The 15,808-nt window shown below is 71.7% G+C and carries 19 protein-coding genes; 13 read left to right on the top strand and 6 right to left on the bottom strand.

All coding sequences use genetic code 11. From position 1 onward, the window contains the following. Entirely contained in the window at positions 1–417 is a 417-nt protein-coding gene (locus tag ACIPKM_RS05075; protein ID WP_175495971.1) for a VOC family protein, read from the top strand. Next, positions 414–809, top strand: a complete 396-nt coding sequence (locus ACIPKM_RS05070; protein ID WP_261645737.1) for an arsenate reductase ArsC — start codon at positions 414–416, stop codon at positions 807–809. The genes ACIPKM_RS05075 and ACIPKM_RS05070 overlap by 4 nt, the downstream gene beginning before the upstream one ends. 15 nt (positions 810–824) lie before the next feature. On the opposite strand, the gene ACIPKM_RS05065 is transcribed toward ACIPKM_RS05070, so the two are convergent. Then, positions 825–1,094, bottom strand: coding sequence for a hypothetical protein (locus ACIPKM_RS05065; RefSeq protein WP_070416867.1), 270 nt, complete (start codon positions 1,092–1,094; stop codon positions 825–827). A gap of 289 nt (positions 1,095–1,383) precedes the next feature. Here ACIPKM_RS05065 and ACIPKM_RS05060 point away from each other — a divergent pair, with 289 nt between their 5' ends. Both ACIPKM_RS05060 and ACIPKM_RS05055 read left to right on the top strand, forming a co-directional pair. Beyond that, positions 1,384–2,049: an Ltp family lipoprotein gene (locus ACIPKM_RS05060; protein WP_402736293.1), complete on the top strand. Its 666-nt coding sequence runs from the start codon at positions 1,384–1,386 to the stop codon at positions 2,047–2,049. Between the two features lie 60 nt (positions 2,050–2,109). After that, the gene (locus ACIPKM_RS05055; RefSeq protein WP_402736292.1) at positions 2,110–2,544 is read left to right on the top strand and encodes a VOC family protein; all 435 of its coding nucleotides are present in this window, start codon (positions 2,110–2,112) and stop codon (positions 2,542–2,544) included. Between the two features lie 6 nt (positions 2,545–2,550). Here ACIPKM_RS05055 and ACIPKM_RS05050 read toward each other — a convergent pair whose 3' ends face one another. Continuing rightward, positions 2,551–3,504 (bottom strand): manganese catalase family protein, encoded by a 954-nt coding sequence (locus ACIPKM_RS05050; RefSeq protein WP_402736291.1) that lies wholly within the window; start codon positions 3,502–3,504, stop codon positions 2,551–2,553. Positions 3,505–3,670: 166 nt separating this feature from the next. Here ACIPKM_RS05050 and ACIPKM_RS05045 point away from each other — a divergent pair, with 166 nt between their 5' ends. Both ACIPKM_RS05045 and ACIPKM_RS05040 read left to right on the top strand, forming a co-directional pair. Then, a complete protein-coding gene (locus ACIPKM_RS05045; RefSeq protein WP_070416877.1) occupies positions 3,671–4,639 on the top strand; it encodes a helix-turn-helix transcriptional regulator in 969 nt (322 codons plus the stop codon). 9 nt (positions 4,640–4,648) lie between these two features. Then, positions 4,649–5,524 carry a DUF808 family protein gene (locus tag ACIPKM_RS05040; protein ID WP_071301770.1) on the top strand — a complete coding sequence of 292 codons (876 nt, stop codon included), beginning with the start codon at positions 4,649–4,651 and terminating at the stop codon, positions 5,522–5,524. 51 nt (positions 5,525–5,575) lie between these two features. Here ACIPKM_RS05040 and ACIPKM_RS05035 read toward each other — a convergent pair whose 3' ends face one another. After that, positions 5,576–6,415 (bottom strand): glycoside hydrolase family 16 protein, encoded by an 840-nt coding sequence (locus ACIPKM_RS05035; RefSeq protein WP_070416879.1) that lies wholly within the window; start codon positions 6,413–6,415, stop codon positions 5,576–5,578. A gap of 187 nt (positions 6,416–6,602) precedes the next feature. Here ACIPKM_RS05035 and ACIPKM_RS05030 point away from each other — a divergent pair, with 187 nt between their 5' ends. Then, entirely contained in the window at positions 6,603–6,956 is a 354-nt protein-coding gene (locus ACIPKM_RS05030; RefSeq protein ID WP_071295328.1) for a helix-turn-helix transcriptional regulator, read from the top strand. Continuing rightward, complete coding sequence (locus ACIPKM_RS05025) at positions 6,953–7,636, top strand: cation diffusion facilitator family transporter (protein ID WP_071301769.1); 684 nt, start codon at positions 6,953–6,955, stop codon at positions 7,634–7,636. Before ACIPKM_RS05030 ends, ACIPKM_RS05025 begins: the two co-directional genes overlap by 4 nt. Before the next feature lie 15 nt (positions 7,637–7,651). Here the strand turns inward: ACIPKM_RS05025 and ACIPKM_RS05020 are convergent, their stop codons facing one another. The 3 genes from ACIPKM_RS05020 to ACIPKM_RS05010 form a co-directional block, all read right to left on the bottom strand. After that, positions 7,652–9,613, bottom strand: a complete 1,962-nt coding sequence (locus ACIPKM_RS05020) for a potassium transporter Kup (RefSeq protein ID WP_261645740.1) — start codon at positions 9,611–9,613, stop codon at positions 7,652–7,654. 394 nt (positions 9,614–10,007) lie between these two features. After that, complete coding sequence (locus ACIPKM_RS05015; RefSeq protein ID WP_402736290.1) at positions 10,008–10,895, bottom strand: serine hydrolase domain-containing protein; 888 nt, start codon at positions 10,893–10,895, stop codon at positions 10,008–10,010. A 125-nt stretch (positions 10,896–11,020) separates the two neighbouring features. After that, the gene (locus ACIPKM_RS05010) at positions 11,021–11,425 is read right to left on the bottom strand and encodes a hypothetical protein (protein ID WP_070416883.1); all 405 of its coding nucleotides are present in this window, start codon (positions 11,423–11,425) and stop codon (positions 11,021–11,023) included. 141 nt (positions 11,426–11,566) lie between these two features. Here ACIPKM_RS05010 and ppk2 point away from each other — a divergent pair, with 141 nt between their 5' ends. The 5 genes from ppk2 to ACIPKM_RS04985 all read left to right on the top strand — a co-directional run bounded on the left by ppk2 (position 11,567) and on the right by ACIPKM_RS04985 (position 15,679). Beyond that, positions 11,567–12,475, top strand: coding sequence for a polyphosphate kinase 2 (gene ppk2 / locus ACIPKM_RS05005; protein ID WP_070416884.1), 909 nt, complete (start codon positions 11,567–11,569; stop codon positions 12,473–12,475). A gap of 72 nt (positions 12,476–12,547) precedes the next feature. Further along, positions 12,548–13,363 carry a glycosyltransferase family 2 protein gene (locus ACIPKM_RS05000; protein WP_402736289.1) on the top strand — a complete coding sequence of 272 codons (816 nt, stop codon included), beginning with the start codon at positions 12,548–12,550 and terminating at the stop codon, positions 13,361–13,363. Further along, positions 13,360–14,196 (top strand): endonuclease/exonuclease/phosphatase family protein, encoded by an 837-nt coding sequence (locus ACIPKM_RS04995; protein ID WP_402736288.1) that lies wholly within the window; start codon positions 13,360–13,362, stop codon positions 14,194–14,196. The genes ACIPKM_RS05000 and ACIPKM_RS04995 overlap by 4 nt, the downstream gene beginning before the upstream one ends. Further along, a complete protein-coding gene (locus tag ACIPKM_RS04990; protein WP_402736287.1) occupies positions 14,193–14,816 on the top strand; it encodes a hypothetical protein in 624 nt (207 codons plus the stop codon). Before ACIPKM_RS04995 ends, ACIPKM_RS04990 begins: the two co-directional genes overlap by 4 nt. A gap of 98 nt (positions 14,817–14,914) precedes the next feature. Continuing rightward, positions 14,915–15,679 carry a carboxymuconolactone decarboxylase family protein gene (locus tag ACIPKM_RS04985; RefSeq protein WP_402736286.1) on the top strand — a complete coding sequence of 255 codons (765 nt, stop codon included), beginning with the start codon at positions 14,915–14,917 and terminating at the stop codon, positions 15,677–15,679. The last annotated feature ends 129 nt before the right edge of the window (positions 15,680–15,808 follow it).

Genomic DNA, 15,808 nt, shown 5'->3' with positions numbered 1-15,808 from the left:
ATGAACGTGAACGGGCCCTCGCCCTACTTCCAGTTCGACGGCACCGCGCTCCAGGCACTCGGGCGCTGGCAGGACGTCTTCGGCGGCGAGCTCAGCATCGCCACCTTCGCGGACTTCTCGCGCACCGACGGCCCCGCCGACGCGGTCGCGCACGGGCAGCTCACCGGCGGCGGCATCACGCTGTTCGCCGCCGACGCCCCGACCGGCGAGACCTCGTTCTCGGCGACCGGGCTGCTCTTCTCCCTGCTCGGCGCCGCCGAACCCGACGTGCTCCGCGGCTGGTTCGACGACCTCGCCTCGGACGGCACCGTCGTGGACCCGCTGCAGGAACGTCCGTGGGGCGACTGGGACGGCACCGTGCGGGACGTCTTCGGCGTCACGTGGCTGATCGGCTTCGAGGCGGCGGCACTCGCGTGACCGACCGTCCCACCGTGCTCTTCGTGTGCGTGCACAACGCCGGCCGGTCCCAGATGGCCGCCGGCTACCTGCAGCACCTCGCGGGCGACCGCGTCCGGGTGTTCTCGGCCGGCAGCGAACCGGCCGACCGTGTCAACGCCGTCGCGGTCGAGGCCATGGCGGAGGAGGGCATCGACATCGCGACCGCCGTCCCCGCCGTGCTCGAGACCGACACCGTGCGGGAGTCCGACGTCGTCATCACGATGGGCTGCGGCGACGCGTGCCCGGTGTTCCCCGGGAAGCGCTACGAGGACTGGGAGCTCGACGACCCGGCCGGGCAGCCGATCGACCGCGTCCGCCCCGTCCGGGACGCCATCCGCGCGCGGGTCGAGCAGCTGATCGCGACCCTCTGAGCAGGAATCCCGACGCTACCGCTCGTCGAGCGCCAGCAGCGGTGCCCAGTACGCATCGGGCCCGTCGGCGACCACGGCGTCCGGTTCGAAGCGGAAGCCGTAGCCGCGGACGAAGTCGAGGGCCGCTGCCTGCTCCCCCGCCGCGTCGTCGTCCGCCTCGTCGAAGAGGTACTCGCCGTGCCCCATCCGGACGCCCGAGTCGCTGATCACCGTGAGGTCCCAGCGGCCCTCCTCGGCACGTTCGATCCGCACGACGGCGGCCTGCTCAGCGGTGAAGTCAGCCATGCGGCGAGCATACGGACGTCACGCGTCAGGCGCTCAGCTTCGAGTTGGCCGACCGGCGAGAGAGTGACGGGAGCGCCCCGAACTGGGGCCGGGTGATCTGGCTCAACGAACATGAACCATCTCTCACCTTGCGATACTGATCGGTATGACAACACCCGAGCCGCAGGGGGGCGGCACGTCACCGACTCCTCCCCCGTACCAGCCGCACGCCCCGGCAGGCCAGACCTTCGCTCCGTACCCCGGCGCCCCCACTCCGCAACAGCGCTCTGCCGGACTCGCGATCGCCGCGTTGGTCGTCGGGATCGTGGCGTTCGTGTTCGGATGGGTCCCCGTGTTCGGCGCGATCGTCGGCGTGGTCGCCGTCGTTCTCGGCGCGATCGCTCTCCGGAAGCGTCAGTCGAAGGGTCTCGCCATCACGGGCCTCGTCCTCGGCGCCGTGGCCACCATCACGTCGATCACCTTCGCGGCCGGACTCGGTGCGTTGGTCGGCACTGCATCCGACTCGGCGACGCAATCGTCCGTCGTCGCGGAGTCGGCCACCCCGGCGCCGGTCGCGGCCGAGGAGTCCGAGAGCGCCTCCCCCTCGGAGAGCTCCGAGTCCGAGCCGTCCGAGGCCCCCTCCGAGAGCACCGAGGCTGCGCCCGCGACGCCCGTGGAGTACACCTCCGCCCTCGTCAAGGCCGAGAGCTACTCCGAGATGATGCACATGAGCAAGGCGGGCATCTACGACCAGCTCACCTCGGAGTACGGCGAACAGTTCTCCGCCGAGGCAGCGCAGTACGCGATCGACCACGTGCAGGCGGACTGGAACGCGAACGCGCTCGAGAAGGCGAAGAGCTACCAGGAGGACATGTCGATGTCCCCCGCCGCGATCCGCGACCAGCTGGTCAGTGAGTACGGCGAGAAGTTCCTGCCGGCCGAGGCCGACTACGCGATCGCGCACCTCAACGACTGACACCGGAACGAGCAGCGGAGGCCCTGTCGAACGACGGGGCCTCCGCTGTATCGTCTGCCCATGGCGACGGTGCGGCAGGTGCAGGTGACGTTCGACTGCGCGGACCCCGAGCGGGTGGCGCGCTTCTGGTGCGAGGTCCTCGGCTACGTGGTGCCGCCGCCACCGGAGGGGTTCGACTCGTGGGACGCCTTCGACCGGGCGCTGCCCCCGGAGCACCGCGGTTCGGCGTTCGCGTGCGTGGACCCGACCGGAGTCGGCCCGCGGTTGTTCTTCCAGCGCGTGCCGGAGGGCAGGGTCGTGAAGAACCGCGTGCACCTCGACGTCCGGGTCGGCAGCGGGCTCGTCGGCGCCGAACGGCTCGCCGCCCTCGACGCCGAGAGCGACCGGCTCGTCGCCCTCGGCGCCACGCAGTTCCGCCGCATGCTCGCCGACGAGGTCAACGAGTCGTGCATCGTCATGCAGGACGTCGAGGGCAACGAGTTCTGCCTCGACTGAGACCGGTCAGGCGACGGGGCCGTACACCGGCGTCTCGGCCTGGTCGAGCTCGAGCTCCGCGGTCTGCTGGATGAGCGCGAGCAGATCGGCGTCGAGCCCCGGCGCGAACTCCTCGAGCCGCTCCGGCGCGATGAACGACGGCACCCCGGCGGGTGCCTGCTCGGACGCGTCGAGGTCGGTGCCGTCGTTCGACGGAGAGGCGCCGCGGAAGATCTTCGCGGCCTCGGACGCACCGTCGAGGTCGAAGCTGTACTGCTTGCTCTGCAGCCCCAGGTCGACGAGCGCCTTGACCTCGGGGAACGCCTCGGCGTTGGTCTTCGGGATCGGCAGGAGCTTCCCCCAGTCGACGCCGAGGGCCTCGAGCGCCTTCGCGTAGGCGTTCTCGTGCGCCTGGTCGCGCACGATCAGGTACGCGATGGTGCTGCGAGCGGTGGGGTTGTCGGTCATCTCGTAGATCCGGCACTTCTGCAGGCGGCCGGTCGACTCGAGCATGAGGTTGTACAGCAGGTCGAGCGGCAGGTTGCCGGAGTTGTACACGTAGCTGCCGCTCCACGGGTTCCCGGCCGCGTCGACCGGCAGGGCTCCCTGGGCACTGACGAGGTAGTGGTGGATGTTGCCCGTGTCGAGCGCGATGTGCAGCGGGGTCGCCCCCTTCGCCCCGGGGGTGTCGAGCGGGTCGGTGGGCGTGCCGGAGTACTCGGGAGCACCGTCGAGCAGCCGCGAGATCGTGGTGCCGATGAGCTCGACGTGGCTGATCTCCTCGGTCCCGACGCCCTGGATGAGGTCGCGGAACGGCTTCGCGGCCGGACCCCGGAAGTTCATCGCCTGGAACAGGTACTGCATCATCGTGCGCATCTCGCCGAACTGCCCGCCGAGTCCCTCCTGCAGGGCGTTCGCGGCCGCGGGGTCCGGTTCGCCGTCGGCGATCTCGTTGATCCAGGTCTGTGCGTGGAAGTACATGTGGTCCTCCGTCCGAGCGACGGATCCGCCGCTGTCCTCACCGTCCTCGGGGGCGTCTGGCAGCCCGTACGGAACAGCCGCCGAACGCAGTCGCGTCCGTGGTCGGGTGCGCGAACTGCGTCGCGATGTGACCGATCGGGGACGACATGCGCGACACTGGTCGGACATGGTCCACGATGTCGCGCCGATCCACGTCGATCGCCGGGGGTCCTCCCTCGACGATGCCGTGGCGCTGTACGAGCGGGTGTACGACAGCCGTGACATCCACATCGGCGATGCTGCCCGCGACGGGTTCGCCTTCCGCTTCCGGGCCGTCGGCGACCAGGACGTGGTGGTGGGCACCTCGGACGTGGCGGCACGACGGTGGGGCACGATCGTCCCCGGTCACGACTACGTCCTGGCGTGGGCGACCGGCCCCGGCATGACGATCGACACCGGGACCCGCGACCCGGTGCAGCTGCTGCCCGGCATCCCGGTGATGTACCCGGTCGGTCGCGACTTCACGTTCGAGGGGCTCCCCTCGGGACAGCACTCGGTCCGGTTCGGTGGCGCGTTCCTCGAGTCGATCGCCGCCGCGCGCCGCGGCGACGACGAGCCGCGGCAGCTCGCGTTCCGCCGCACGCTGGGGGTGGACGCGCTGCGGCTGCTCCGCAGCCGGATCGGCGAGGCCGCACCGCGCCTCCTGGACCCGACCGCGCCGGAGACGGTCCGCGCACGCTGGAACCAGTCGATCGCGGACGCCGTGGCGGCGGCGTTCGACGCGACGCCGTCGTCGGCGCCCACGGTGGCGGTCGGGTCGTCGACGATCCGGTTCGCCAAGGAGTGGATGGTCGCGAACGCCCGCCGGCCGCTCACGGTCGCCCAGGTGAGCGCTGCTGCCGGGGTGAGCGCACGGGGACTGCAGGCGGCCTTCCAGCGGAACGTCGGCGTCCGGCCGATGCAGTTCCTGCGCGAGGCCCGGCTGCACGGGGTCCGCGCCGAACTGCTCGCGGGTGACCCCGAGCGCGTGACGGTCGCCGAGGTCGCGCTGTCGTGGGGGTTCAACCACCTCGGGCGGTTCTCCGGGTACTACGCCGAGGTGTACGGGGAGTCCCCCTCGCAGACCCTGCGCCGACGGGACGCGCCGAGGCCCTAGTCTGAGCGCATGTCAGTCGGTCTGCTCGCCATCGTCGACGACGTGCTCTCCGCGGCCCTCAAGGCCAGCGCCAAGACCGCTGGCGTCGTGATCGACGACGCCGCGGTGACCCCGCAGTACGTGCAGGGGCTCTCGCCCGCGCGCGAGCTGCCGGTCGTGGGGCGGATCGCACTCGGCAGCCTCTTCAACAAGTTCGTCATCATCATCCCGCTCGCGCTGCTGCTCACGGCGTTCGCGCCGTGGGTGCTGCCGTGGCTGCTGCTGCTCGGCGGCACCTACCTGTGCTTCGAGGGGGCCGAGAAGGTCACCGAGTGGTTCGGCGCGCACCACGTCAGCGAGTCCGAGGAGACCGTCGCCGAGCCGAAGCTCGTGTTCGGGGCGATCCGCACGGACCTCATCCTCAGCACCGAGATCATGCTCATCGCCCTCGCCGGACTCGACCCCGACCTCGGGCTCTGGCCGACGCTCGGCGCGCTCATCGTCATCGGGCTCGTCATGACCGGGGCGGTCTACGGCGCCGTGGCCCTGCTCGTGAAGATCGACGACATCGGGCTGCAGATGATGAAGAACAGCGTCCGTCGCACGAGACGGACGGGCGCGCGGATCGTCCGCGCCATGCCGACCGTGTTCCGTGTGATCGGCGTCGTCGGCACGGTGGCCATGCTCTGGGTGGGCGGACACCTCGTGATCGCGAACCTGGCGGAGACCTTCTGGCACGGCCCGTACGACCTGCTGCACGCGATCGAGCACGGCATCGAGGCGACCGGGCCGGTCGTCACGTGGATCGTGGACACCGCGGTGTCGGCGGTGGTCGGGCTCCTGCTCGGCCTGGTGGTCGTCGCCGTCGTGCTGGGCATCGGACGGCTGCGCGGCCGCACCCGCTGAGCGGCCGCGGCCGCCCCGGTCCCCGCGTCGGTCAGCGGCGCCGGCGCCCGGTCAGTTCCAGATCGCGATCCAGTCCACGCTGACGTGCCCGACCGCGCTCGCCGGGATCGCCCCGCCGTTCGTGGTGGTCTCCGCCTGCATGGTCACGCGGAAGGCCGTCGTCGGCACCGCCTTGGTGGTCGACGAGACGAGCTTGCCGTCCCAGTAGAACCGGACGATGCCCTTGTCCCACTCGGTCGTCGCGACGTGCCAGCCGGTGCTGTCCGAGGGCGCGAAGGTCTCCTTGCCCGGTTCGAACCGCATGCCGAGCGGCGTCCAGCTGCCCGGGACCGCCGAGGCCGGGCGGGGGCGGGCACCGAGGTCGGCCTCGGGCCAGTCGATCTCGCCCTCGTTCCAGTCGTCGCTCGACGGCCAGAGGATCGTCGAGAACTTGTAGCCCTGGGTCTTCGTGGTCTTGTACCGGATCGACACCCGACCCGTCTTGTGCGGGGCGTACCCGTCGGGCATGATCGCCGCGACGAGGGGCTGGCCCTTCTCGGTGTGCAGCGCGAAGTCGAGCACGCCGCCCTTCACGCTCAGGACCTTCGACGGCGCGTACTTCCCCTTGCCGGTCGTGTCCGTGAAGCCGTCGTAGAGACCGATCCGCGGGTACGTCGCCGCGAACTTGCCGACCGGCGCGGCACTGTCGAACCCGGCGCGGAACGTCTGCTTCCAGGTCCGGCCGTTCGTCGTGACGTTCGTCTTCGGGATCGTCCGGCCGTCCGGCACGGTCGAGGTCGCCTTCGACGAGGCGGGGAGGGCCGCTGCTCCGGCGGGCGCGCCGGCAGCGAGGCTGGTCGCGGCGACGAGTGCGATCGAGAGCGCGGCGACGAGGACGGACGGGGACCGCATGCTGACTGCCTCCTGCGTGGGGGTGTGCGTGTGTTGCGATGGCCGTGGTGCTTGTGCGATGGAGTATCGGGCGTCGCTGCTCGTCGGTTAGTCGATTCCCGGCCTGGATCCCCCGGCGTTCAGGTTCGCTGTACCCGACGTACCCGTCTACCCCCGATCGGTACAGCGCTCGCTGTACTGTGGGTGCATGCTGCTCGTCGCTCCGCGCCTCGAGGTGATGAACCGCCTCGGCCGCGCCCTCGCCGATCCGACCCGTGCGCGGATCCTCCTCCGCCTGCTCGAGTCGCCCCGGTACCCCGCCGTGCTCGCCGACGACCTCGGGACCACCCGGGCGAACGTGTCGAACCACCTGGCGTGCCTGCGCGGCTGCGGGATCGTCGTGGCCGTGCCGGAAGGCCGCCGGACCCGCTACGAGATCGCGGACGCGCACCTCGCCCGTGCACTCGAGTCACTCGTCGACGTCGTGCTGGCGGTCGACGACGGCGCGCCGTGCACCGACGACGCCTGTGCCGTGCCGCTCTGCTGCGGGCCGGGCGCATGAGCGCCGCGCTGCCCCTCGGGCCGCGTCCGACGGCCGTCCGGAGCGCGGTGCTGCGCCGCCGGATCCGATGGATCGTCGCCGCCACCATCACGTACAACGTCGTCGAGGCCGTCGTCGCGATCAGCGCCGGTTCGGTCGCGTCGTCCACCGCCCTGATCGGCTTCGGCCTGGACTCGATCGTCGAGGTGCTCTCCGCGGCCGCGGTCGCGTGGCAGTTCGCGGCGCCCGACCCCGAGCGGCGCGAACGGACGGCGCTCCGCGTGATCGCCGTCTCGTTCTTCGGGCTCGCCCTGTACGTCTCGGTCGACGCGGTGCTGACGCTGACCGGACTGCGCGAGCCGGAGCACAGCACGGTCGGCATCGTGCTCGCCGCGGTCAGCCTGGCCGTGATGCCGTTCCTCAGCTTGCTCGAACGGCGCACGGGCCGCGAGCTCGGTTCGGCGTCGGCCGTCGCGGACTCGAAGCAGACCCTGGTGTGCAGCTACCTCTCCGCCGCCGTCCTGGTCGGCCTACTGCTGAACACCCTGTTCGGCTGGACCTGGGCGGACCCGGTGGCCGGGCTCGTCGTCGTGGTGTTCGCGGTCCGGGAAGGGCTCGAGGCCTGGCGGGGCGACGCGTGCAAGCAGCCCGTCGCCGCGCTCACCGGCGAGCGCGAGGTCGAGGCCTGCGACTGCTGCTGAGGCGAACGACGGTCGTCAGATCTCGACGTCGCTGCCCATCGTCACGGTGCGGTGCGCCGGCAACCCGAAGCGGGCAGCCGGGTCGGCGGCGTTGTGCGCCAGCCCGACGAAGAGCTTCTTGCGCCAGCCGACCATGCCCCGGTTCCCCGCCACCGGCCGGAGTGCGCCGCGCGAGATGAAGTACGACGCGTTCGCCATCTCCTCGGGGTCGACGTCGAGCACCTCGGCCAGGCAGGCCGCGTGCAGGGCCTTCGGCAGGTCCTGGTCGTCCGAGAAGCCGAACTTGATCGTGATGTGGTCGATGCCGTCGTCCTCGTAGCCGAGGTCGTCACGGAAGAAGGCCTTGGCGTGCGGCACGTGGGGCACGTTCGCGGTGATGACGGACACGATGACGACCGTCCGGTGCACCACGTGGTTGTGCTCGACGTTCGCCCGGAGCGCCAGCGGCGTCGTCTCCTTGTTGGGGTGCGGGAAGATCGCGACACCCTGCACGCGCGGGATGCCCTTCGTGTTGATCTTCTCGATGAAGTCGGCGAGGGACCCCTCGCGCTCCTTGCGCTCCTCCTGCACGAGCTGCCGGCCGCGACGCCACGTGGTCATGAGCGTGATCACCGCGAGCGCGATCAGCAGCGGGACCCATCCGCCGTGCAGGATCTTCGACAGGTTGCCGGCGAGGAACGTCAGCTCGAGCCCGCCGAACGCCACCGCGGCGACGACGAGCTTCCACGTCTTCCAGTGCCACAGCGGCTTCACCACGAGCAGCAGCAGGAGCGTGTCGACGACGAGCGCACCGGTGACGGAGACCCCGTACGCGGTGGCGAGGCTCGCCGAGGAACGGAACGCGAGCATGACGGCCATCACGCCGATGAACAGCAGGAGGTTGACGGCCGGCAGGTAGATCTGGCCGCCCTCCTGTCGGGAGGTCTGCCGGATGGTGAGCGGCGGCAGCAGGCCGAGCTGCACGGCCTGGCGGCTCAGCGAGAACGCCCCGGAGATGACCGCCTGGCTCGCGATGACGGTGGCCATCGTCGCGAGGATCACGACCGGGATCTGCAACGCGCTCGGGAAGAGCAGGAAGAAGGGGTCCTTCGCCGCCCCGGGCTGGTTGAGCACCAGCGACGCCTGGCCGAGGTAGTTCAGCACGAGGGCCGGGAAGACGACGAAGAACCAGGCGCGGAGGATCGGCGTCCGCCCGAAGTGGCCCATGTCGGCGTAGAGGGCCTCGGCGCCGGTGATGACCAGCACGACCGCGCCCATCGCGACGAACGTGATGTACGGGTGCGCGATGAGGAACGCGATGGCCCACGTGGGCGAGAGCCCCTGCAGGACGCCCGGGTGCGCCAGGATGTGCGGCACCCCGGCGGCGGCGATGACGACGAACCAGAGCAGCATCACGGGGCCGAACAGGTTGCCGACCTTGCCCGTGCCGACCCGCTGCACCGCGAACAGCACCACGAGGATGACCGCCGCGATCGGCACGATGAGGTGGCCGACGCTCGGAGCGGCGGTCTGCAGCCCCTCGACGGCCGAGAGCACGGACACCGCCGGGGTGATGACGGAGTCGCCGTAGAACAGCGAGACGCCGACGATCCCGATGACGAGGAAGATCGTCGCTCCCCCGCGGCGCTTCGCGTAGAGGCGCCGGGCGAGTGCGGCGAGCGCCATCACCCCGCCCTCGCCGTTGTTGTCGGCGCGCATGAGCACGAGGACGTACTTGATCGACACGATGATCGTGATGCTCCAGAACATCATCGAGATCACGCCGTAGACGTCCTCCTGGTTGGCCTGCACGATGCCGCCGTCGATCGTGAACACGGTGCGCAGCGCGTACAGCGGGCTCGTACCGATGTCGCCGAAGACGACGCCGAGGGCGGCCAGGGCGAGGGCGGCGATGCCCTTCGCGGGGCCGTGGGTGCCGGCGTCATCGGAGGTCTCGGTCGTCGGGGTCTGAGAGCGGGTCTCGGTCACGCTCGTCACTTCCGTCTCTTCACCGTCCGTCCGACGGCTTCTTCGCCGTCGGGCGACGGCCGCGGATCATCATCGCACCCGTTCGGCCGGAGCGCTCGCAGCGGGCGCACATGCGCACTCCGGCGGGATCGGGTGCGTTCCCCGGACGAACCCGCCTCCGCCGGAGGAACCTGTGCGGGCCGGAATGCCCGGGGGCGCCGGACACCGCGCACGTCGAGGAACGCGGTCGTACCGTCGGGACAGGACTCCAGGAGGAACCATGAACTTCGACGGCTTCGACCCCGCGGGACTGATCGTCTTCTGCGTGGCGGTGGTGCTGGTCTTCGGCGGACTGATCTCGAGCCGACGGCGCCACTGACGCCCGGCCCTCGGCCCGCGGCCCTCGCCCCTCGGCCTGCGGCGTTCAGGCCCGGTCGGCCCGTTCCTCCGACTCCAGCTCCGTCGCGACGACCGCCGCGAAGGCGTCCGCTCCGAAGTGGTCGTCCGCCGTCACGGTGACGACCGTGTCGCCGTCGAAGAGCAGCATCTGCCCGTACGCGCCGTGCAGCCGCCAGAGTCGGCCGGGGCCGCCCCACCCCGCCATCGCGTACCGCTCGTAGCCGGGGCCCGTGCCGTCGCGCTCGACCCAGTCGGTGTGCATCGCGTCGCACCAGCGTGCGCCCACGATGCGACGCCCCGCGAACTCCCCGCGGTCGCGCACCAGTCGGCCGATCCGTGCGAGTTCGCCGGTGCGCAGCGCCAGGCCCTCGCCGCCGACGACGTACCCGTTCGGGCAGCGTGCCCACGGCACGTCCTCGATGCCGAGCGGGTCGAACAACCGCCGGGCGACGAACGCGCCCACGTCGCCGACCCGGGTCTCGAGGACCCGCATCGCCGTGTACGTGCTCGCGTTCGCGTACTGGAACACCCGGCCGCGCGAGGGGCGCCCGAGGAACTCGGCCGCGAGGTCCGGCCAGTCGGTGAGCTCCGTCTCGGACCACGGCATGTCGACACCGCTCGTCATGGTGAGCAGGTGCCGGAGCGTGACCGCGTCCGTGCCCGCCCCGAAGCGGACGGCGGGCAGGAGGGTCGACACCGGGACGTCCACGTCGACGAGTCCGTCGTCGGCGGCGATCCCGGTGGCGAGGGCCGCGATCCCCTTGGCGACGGAGTGGACCTCGCGGCGGATGTCGGGCGTCCATTGGTGCTCGGCGGCGTCGTCCCCGACGAGGACGTGGAGGCCGTGGGCGGCGAAGCCGGTGGCGTCGACGTGACGGACGAGGGCGTCGAGGAGGTCGGTCGCGGTGCGCACCCGGCCATCCTCTCGCGGACGCGACCGCGAACGGACCGGACCGCAGACGGACGGGAGGCGCGGTGCCAGCCGGCACCGCGCCTCCCGTCCGTCATCGGGTCGCGTCGCGACCCGCACTCCGGTCGTCAGCGACGGCGGAAGTAGCCGTTCGCGCCACCGACGAACATGAGGATGGTCGCGACGATGACCGCGATGCCACCGATCCAGCCGAAGGCGTTCGAACCGGACGCCGCGCCGACACCGACGTTGAGGACCTGCAGGATCGCGAGCACGAGCAGGACGATGCGCGCCCAGTTGCGGCCGTCGCGCATCTTGAAGACGATGATGAGCTCGACGATGGCGATGATGAAGCTGATGATCGCGCCAGCGACCACCGGCCCGGTCCCGACGGCGTTCGCTGCGGCCGCGCCACCGCCGCCCGCGACGAGCACGACGATGCCGCTGATGATGTTCGCGAGGACCACGATCAGCCAGATGATGAACGAGACGGTGACGGTGGTCGGACGTCCCGACCGGGTTGTACCTGACATGCTTGCTCCTTCTGCCGCGATCGCGTCCAGCGACCTCACTGTGAACGTACAGCCCTGACGGAAGTTTGTCCGGTGTCCCTGCGGACGCGGCCGGGAAGCGCACGCCAGGATGGGGGTGCAGCACACCGACGAGGAGGACCCGTGGACAAGGCCCAGTACTCGCAGCCCATCCGGGAGTACATCGAGCAGCTCCGGACCGAGGGCTACAGCGTCGCCGACGGGCACACCGCCGACCCGGACCTCATCGACCCGTACGGCAACCCGGTCCTGACCTGGCGCGACGACTACCCCTACGACGAGCGCCTCGGCCGCGAGGAGTACGAGTACCAGAAGTACCACCTGCAGATCGAGCTGCTGAAGTGCCAGTACTGGCTCGAGGACACCGGGCAGAAGGCCGTCGTCCTCTTCGAGGGTCGCGACGCCGCGGGCAAGGGCGGCACCATCAAGCGGTTCACGGAGCACCTCAACCCCCGGACCTCCCGCGTCGTCGCGCTGAGCAAGCCGAGCGAACGCGAGCGCGGCGAGTGGTACTTCCAGCGCTACGTGCAGTACCTGCCGTCGGCGGGCGAGATGGTCCTGTTCGACCGCTCCTGGTACAACCGCGCCGGTGTCGAGCGGGTGATGGGGTTCTGCTCCGACGACGAGTACGAGTCCTTCATGACGCAGGTGCCGCAGTTCGAGCGGATGCTCGTCGACTCCGGCATCCACCTCACGAAGTTCTGGTTCTCGGTCACCCGCCGCGAGCAGCGCACCCGGTTCGCGATCCGGCAGCTCGACCCCGTGCGGCGGTGGAAGCTGTCCGACATCGACCTGCTCTCGCTCGACCGGTGGGACGAGTACACCGAGGCGAAGACCGCCATGTTCGCCCGGACGAGCAAGCGGTACGCACCGTGGACCATCGTCCGGTCGAACGACAAGAAGCGCGCCCGCCTGAACGCGATGCGGTACTTCCTGACGCAGTTCGACTACCCGGACAAGGCGGTGGACGTGATCGGCCGGCCCGATCCGCTCATCGTCCGGCGCGGGAAGCGGGACGTCGACGTGGAGTAGGGGCGGCCAGGAGGCGCGGTGCCGGCCCGCAGCGCTGGGCGCGGTCCGAGCACGGCCTGGTTGGGTGGTCGCATGCGCCGCCCCGACACCGTCACCGTCGTCGTGCCGGTCCTCGACGACGCGGACCAGCTCCGCCGGTGCCTCGCGGCGTTGGCTCGCCAGACGCGGCTGCCCGACGAGGTGGTCGTCGTCGACAACGGCAGCTCGGACGACAGCGCGGCCGTCGCTTCCCAGGCCGGTGCCCGCGTGCTGCACGAACCCGTCCGGGCGATCGCCGCGGCGGCGTCCCGGGGCTACGACGCGGCGACGGGCACCCTGATCGCCCGGCTGGACTCGGACTCCTGCCCGGGTCCGGACTGGCTCGAGCGGGCGCTCCGGCACTTCGACGACGACCGCGTCGTGGCGGTGACCGGGCCGGGCGAGTTCCGCGGGCTCGGTCGTCTGGAGCGGGCGTTCTGGCACGTGGCGTACATGCGCGCCTACTTCGCCCTGATGACGGCGGCGCTGTGGCGGCCGCCGTTGTTCGGTTCGAACCTGGTCATCCGGCGCCGCGCCTGGGAGGCCGTCCGGTCCCGCGTGCACCGGTACGACGCCGACGTCCACGACGACGTCGACCTGTCCGTGCAGCTCGATCCCGCGTGGCCGGTGGTGCTCGACCGTTCCCTCGTGATGTCCGTGTCGGGCGAGCCCGTCCGCGACCTGCCCGGCCTCGTCGTGCGCACGCGGAAGGCGCTCCGGACACTGGCGCTCGGCGGGTTCCGGATCCTGCCGGTCGTCCGGGCCGTGCGGCGCTGCTGGGCGACGCCCCGTGCCGTGCCCGGTGCCGTGGTCGAGCGGGTCCCCGGACCGGACGTCGTGGAACCGCTCGAGGAGGTGCCGGCGTCGTGAGCGACTCCCCGCTCGTCGGGCCGCGGTCCGCCCCGGACCTGCACGTCCTGTCCCTCAACGTCCGCCGACGCGTCCCGCACCGTCGGACCGACCACCCCGATGCCTGGTCGCACCGCCGCGGTGCCGTGCTCGAGCTGCTCGGGTCCGAGTCCCCGCACCTCGCCGCCCTGCAGGAGGTCCTGCCCGACCAGGAGCGCTGGCTCACGGAGCGGTTGCAGCCCCGGTGGACCGCGGCGCTCCGGGGTCGCGGGCGCCGCGGCGACGGGGAGCGCGTCGGGATGCTGGTCGACACCGACCGTCTGCGGGTCACCGGCGAGCACGTCCGGGCGCTGTCCCGCCGGCCGGAGCGGATCGGGAGCCGGTCGTGGGGCACCCTGTTCCCCCGGATCGCCGTCGGCCTCCGGCTCGAGGACCGCGTCACCGGCACGCGCTTCCTCGCCGTGTCCGTGCACCTCGACGTCGCATCGCCCCTGGCACGCCGGCGGTCGGCGGAGCTCCTCGTCCGCTGGGCGGACGAGGCCGGGCTCCCGGTCGTCGTGCTCGGCGACGCGAACGCCCCCGCCGACAGCGCTCCGCACCGGGTCCTCACCGACGCGGGGTTCGCGGACACCTGGACGACGGCGGCCTCGCACGCGTCCGAGCAGTGGGGCACGCACTTGGGCTACCGCGCTCCCCGCCGGGGCGGACGCCGGATCGACTGGATCCTGGCCCGCGGTGCTGACGGGGTACGTGCCTCCGTGTCGGCGGCGGCCGTGTCGACGCGCCGACCGAGCGGGGTGTGGCCGTCCGACCACGCCGCCGTGCAGGCCGTGCTCCGGTGGGAGGCACCGTGACCACGACCACCGCGGACCACCGCGTGATCGACCGGCTCGGTGCGACGTTCCTCCGCCGACCCCGCGGGGCCGAGGTCGTCGCCGACGCCGTCCGTGCGGTGACGCTGGTGAGCCTCCCGGTCGCCACGATCGGGTGGGGCTGGATCGCGTTCGCCGTGCTCCTGCTCGCACTGCTCGGGGTCGTCGTCCCCCGCGTGCTCGGACTCCGACCCGCCGTCGACACCGCCGTGTGCGCACTGGCGCTCGTCGCCGGGTGGAGCAGCGTCCTCGGCTGGTACACGTCGGTGTTCCTGTGGGACAAGGTCGTGCACTTCGTGCTGCTCGCCGCGTTGACCGCGGTGCTCTGGGTGATCGCGAGCGACACCGGGGTGCTGCGCACGGGCGACCGGGTCGGCCGGGTCCAGGCGGTCGTCGTCGCCGGCGTGCTGTCGCTGGCGATCGGATCCGTCTGGGAGATGTTCGAGTTCCTCGGGCACACCTTCCTCGACCCGACCATCTACGTCGGCTACGAGGACACCATCGGGGACCTGGCCGCCGACGTCGGGGGCGGGGTGCTCGCCGGGCTCCTGCTGCCGTGGGCAGTGCGGGACCGCCGGGTCGTCGCCGGACCGTCGTCCTGAGCCCAGGCGGGCCGCTCGTGCTCGCGGAGGGGTGCCCTGTCGGAGGGTGTCCCAGCGTCCCCTCCCACGGAGGCGACCCCGGTCCTAGCGTCGAGGGCATGCCAGCGAACCCAGCAGCCCAGCGCGAGCACGCCCAGCTCTTCCCGGACCACACCTCGACCCTCGCCGAGACCGACCCGGGGTTCGCGGCGTCCTTCGCCGACTTCACCTTCGACGAGACCCTGCGCGACGTCGCGATCACCCGGCACGACCGACTCCTCGTCCAGCTCGGCGCGACGATCGCCGTCGGTGCGCACACCGAGTTCGCGGTCCTCCTCGGAGCCGCGCTCGCGAACGAGGTCACCCCGGTCGAGGCGAAGGAGGTCGTGTACCAGGCCGTCGCCTACGTCGGCTTCGCCCGCACCGTCGACTTCCTCACGATCACCCACGACGCTCTCGTCGCCCGCGGCGTCGCGCTCCCCTTGCCTGATCAGAGCACGACCGACCCCGAGACGCGACTGGCCCGCGGGCGCGAGGTGCAGGGGCGGATCGTCGGCGCCGACCGGGTCGACCGGATGTACGACGCCGCGTCGCCCGACACGGTGCACTTCCAGCGGTTCCTCTCCGGCAACTGCTTCGGCGACACGGTGGCCCGCGGCGGGCTGGACCTCCGGACCCGCGAGCTCGTCACCTTCGCGATGCTCGTCGCGCTCGGTGGCGCCGACGCGCAGGTCCGCGGGCACGTCGCCGGCAACCTCGCCGTCGGCAACCACCGCCGGGACCTGCTCGACGTGCTCACCGTCCTGGTGCCGTTCATCGGGTACCCCCGCACCCTGAACGGCCTCGCGGTCGTCGACGACGCGGCCCCCGCGACGGACCGGTGACGGACCGGCGACGGACTGGAGGCGGGGGGGGGGGGGGGGGGGGGGCCGCACCCCCCCCCCCCCCCCCACGCCGGGCGCCCGCCGGGCGCCGCCGCCCCCGAGCACACGCCCCGCGCCCCGGCGAAGGTC

Source organism: Curtobacterium sp. NPDC086286 (assembly GCF_044746255.1).
Classification (GTDB): Bacteria; Actinomycetota; Actinomycetes; order Actinomycetales; family Microbacteriaceae; genus Curtobacterium.
The sequence above is the reverse complement of the archived record's forward strand: the minus strand, read 5'-3'. Positions and strand labels throughout refer to the sequence as shown.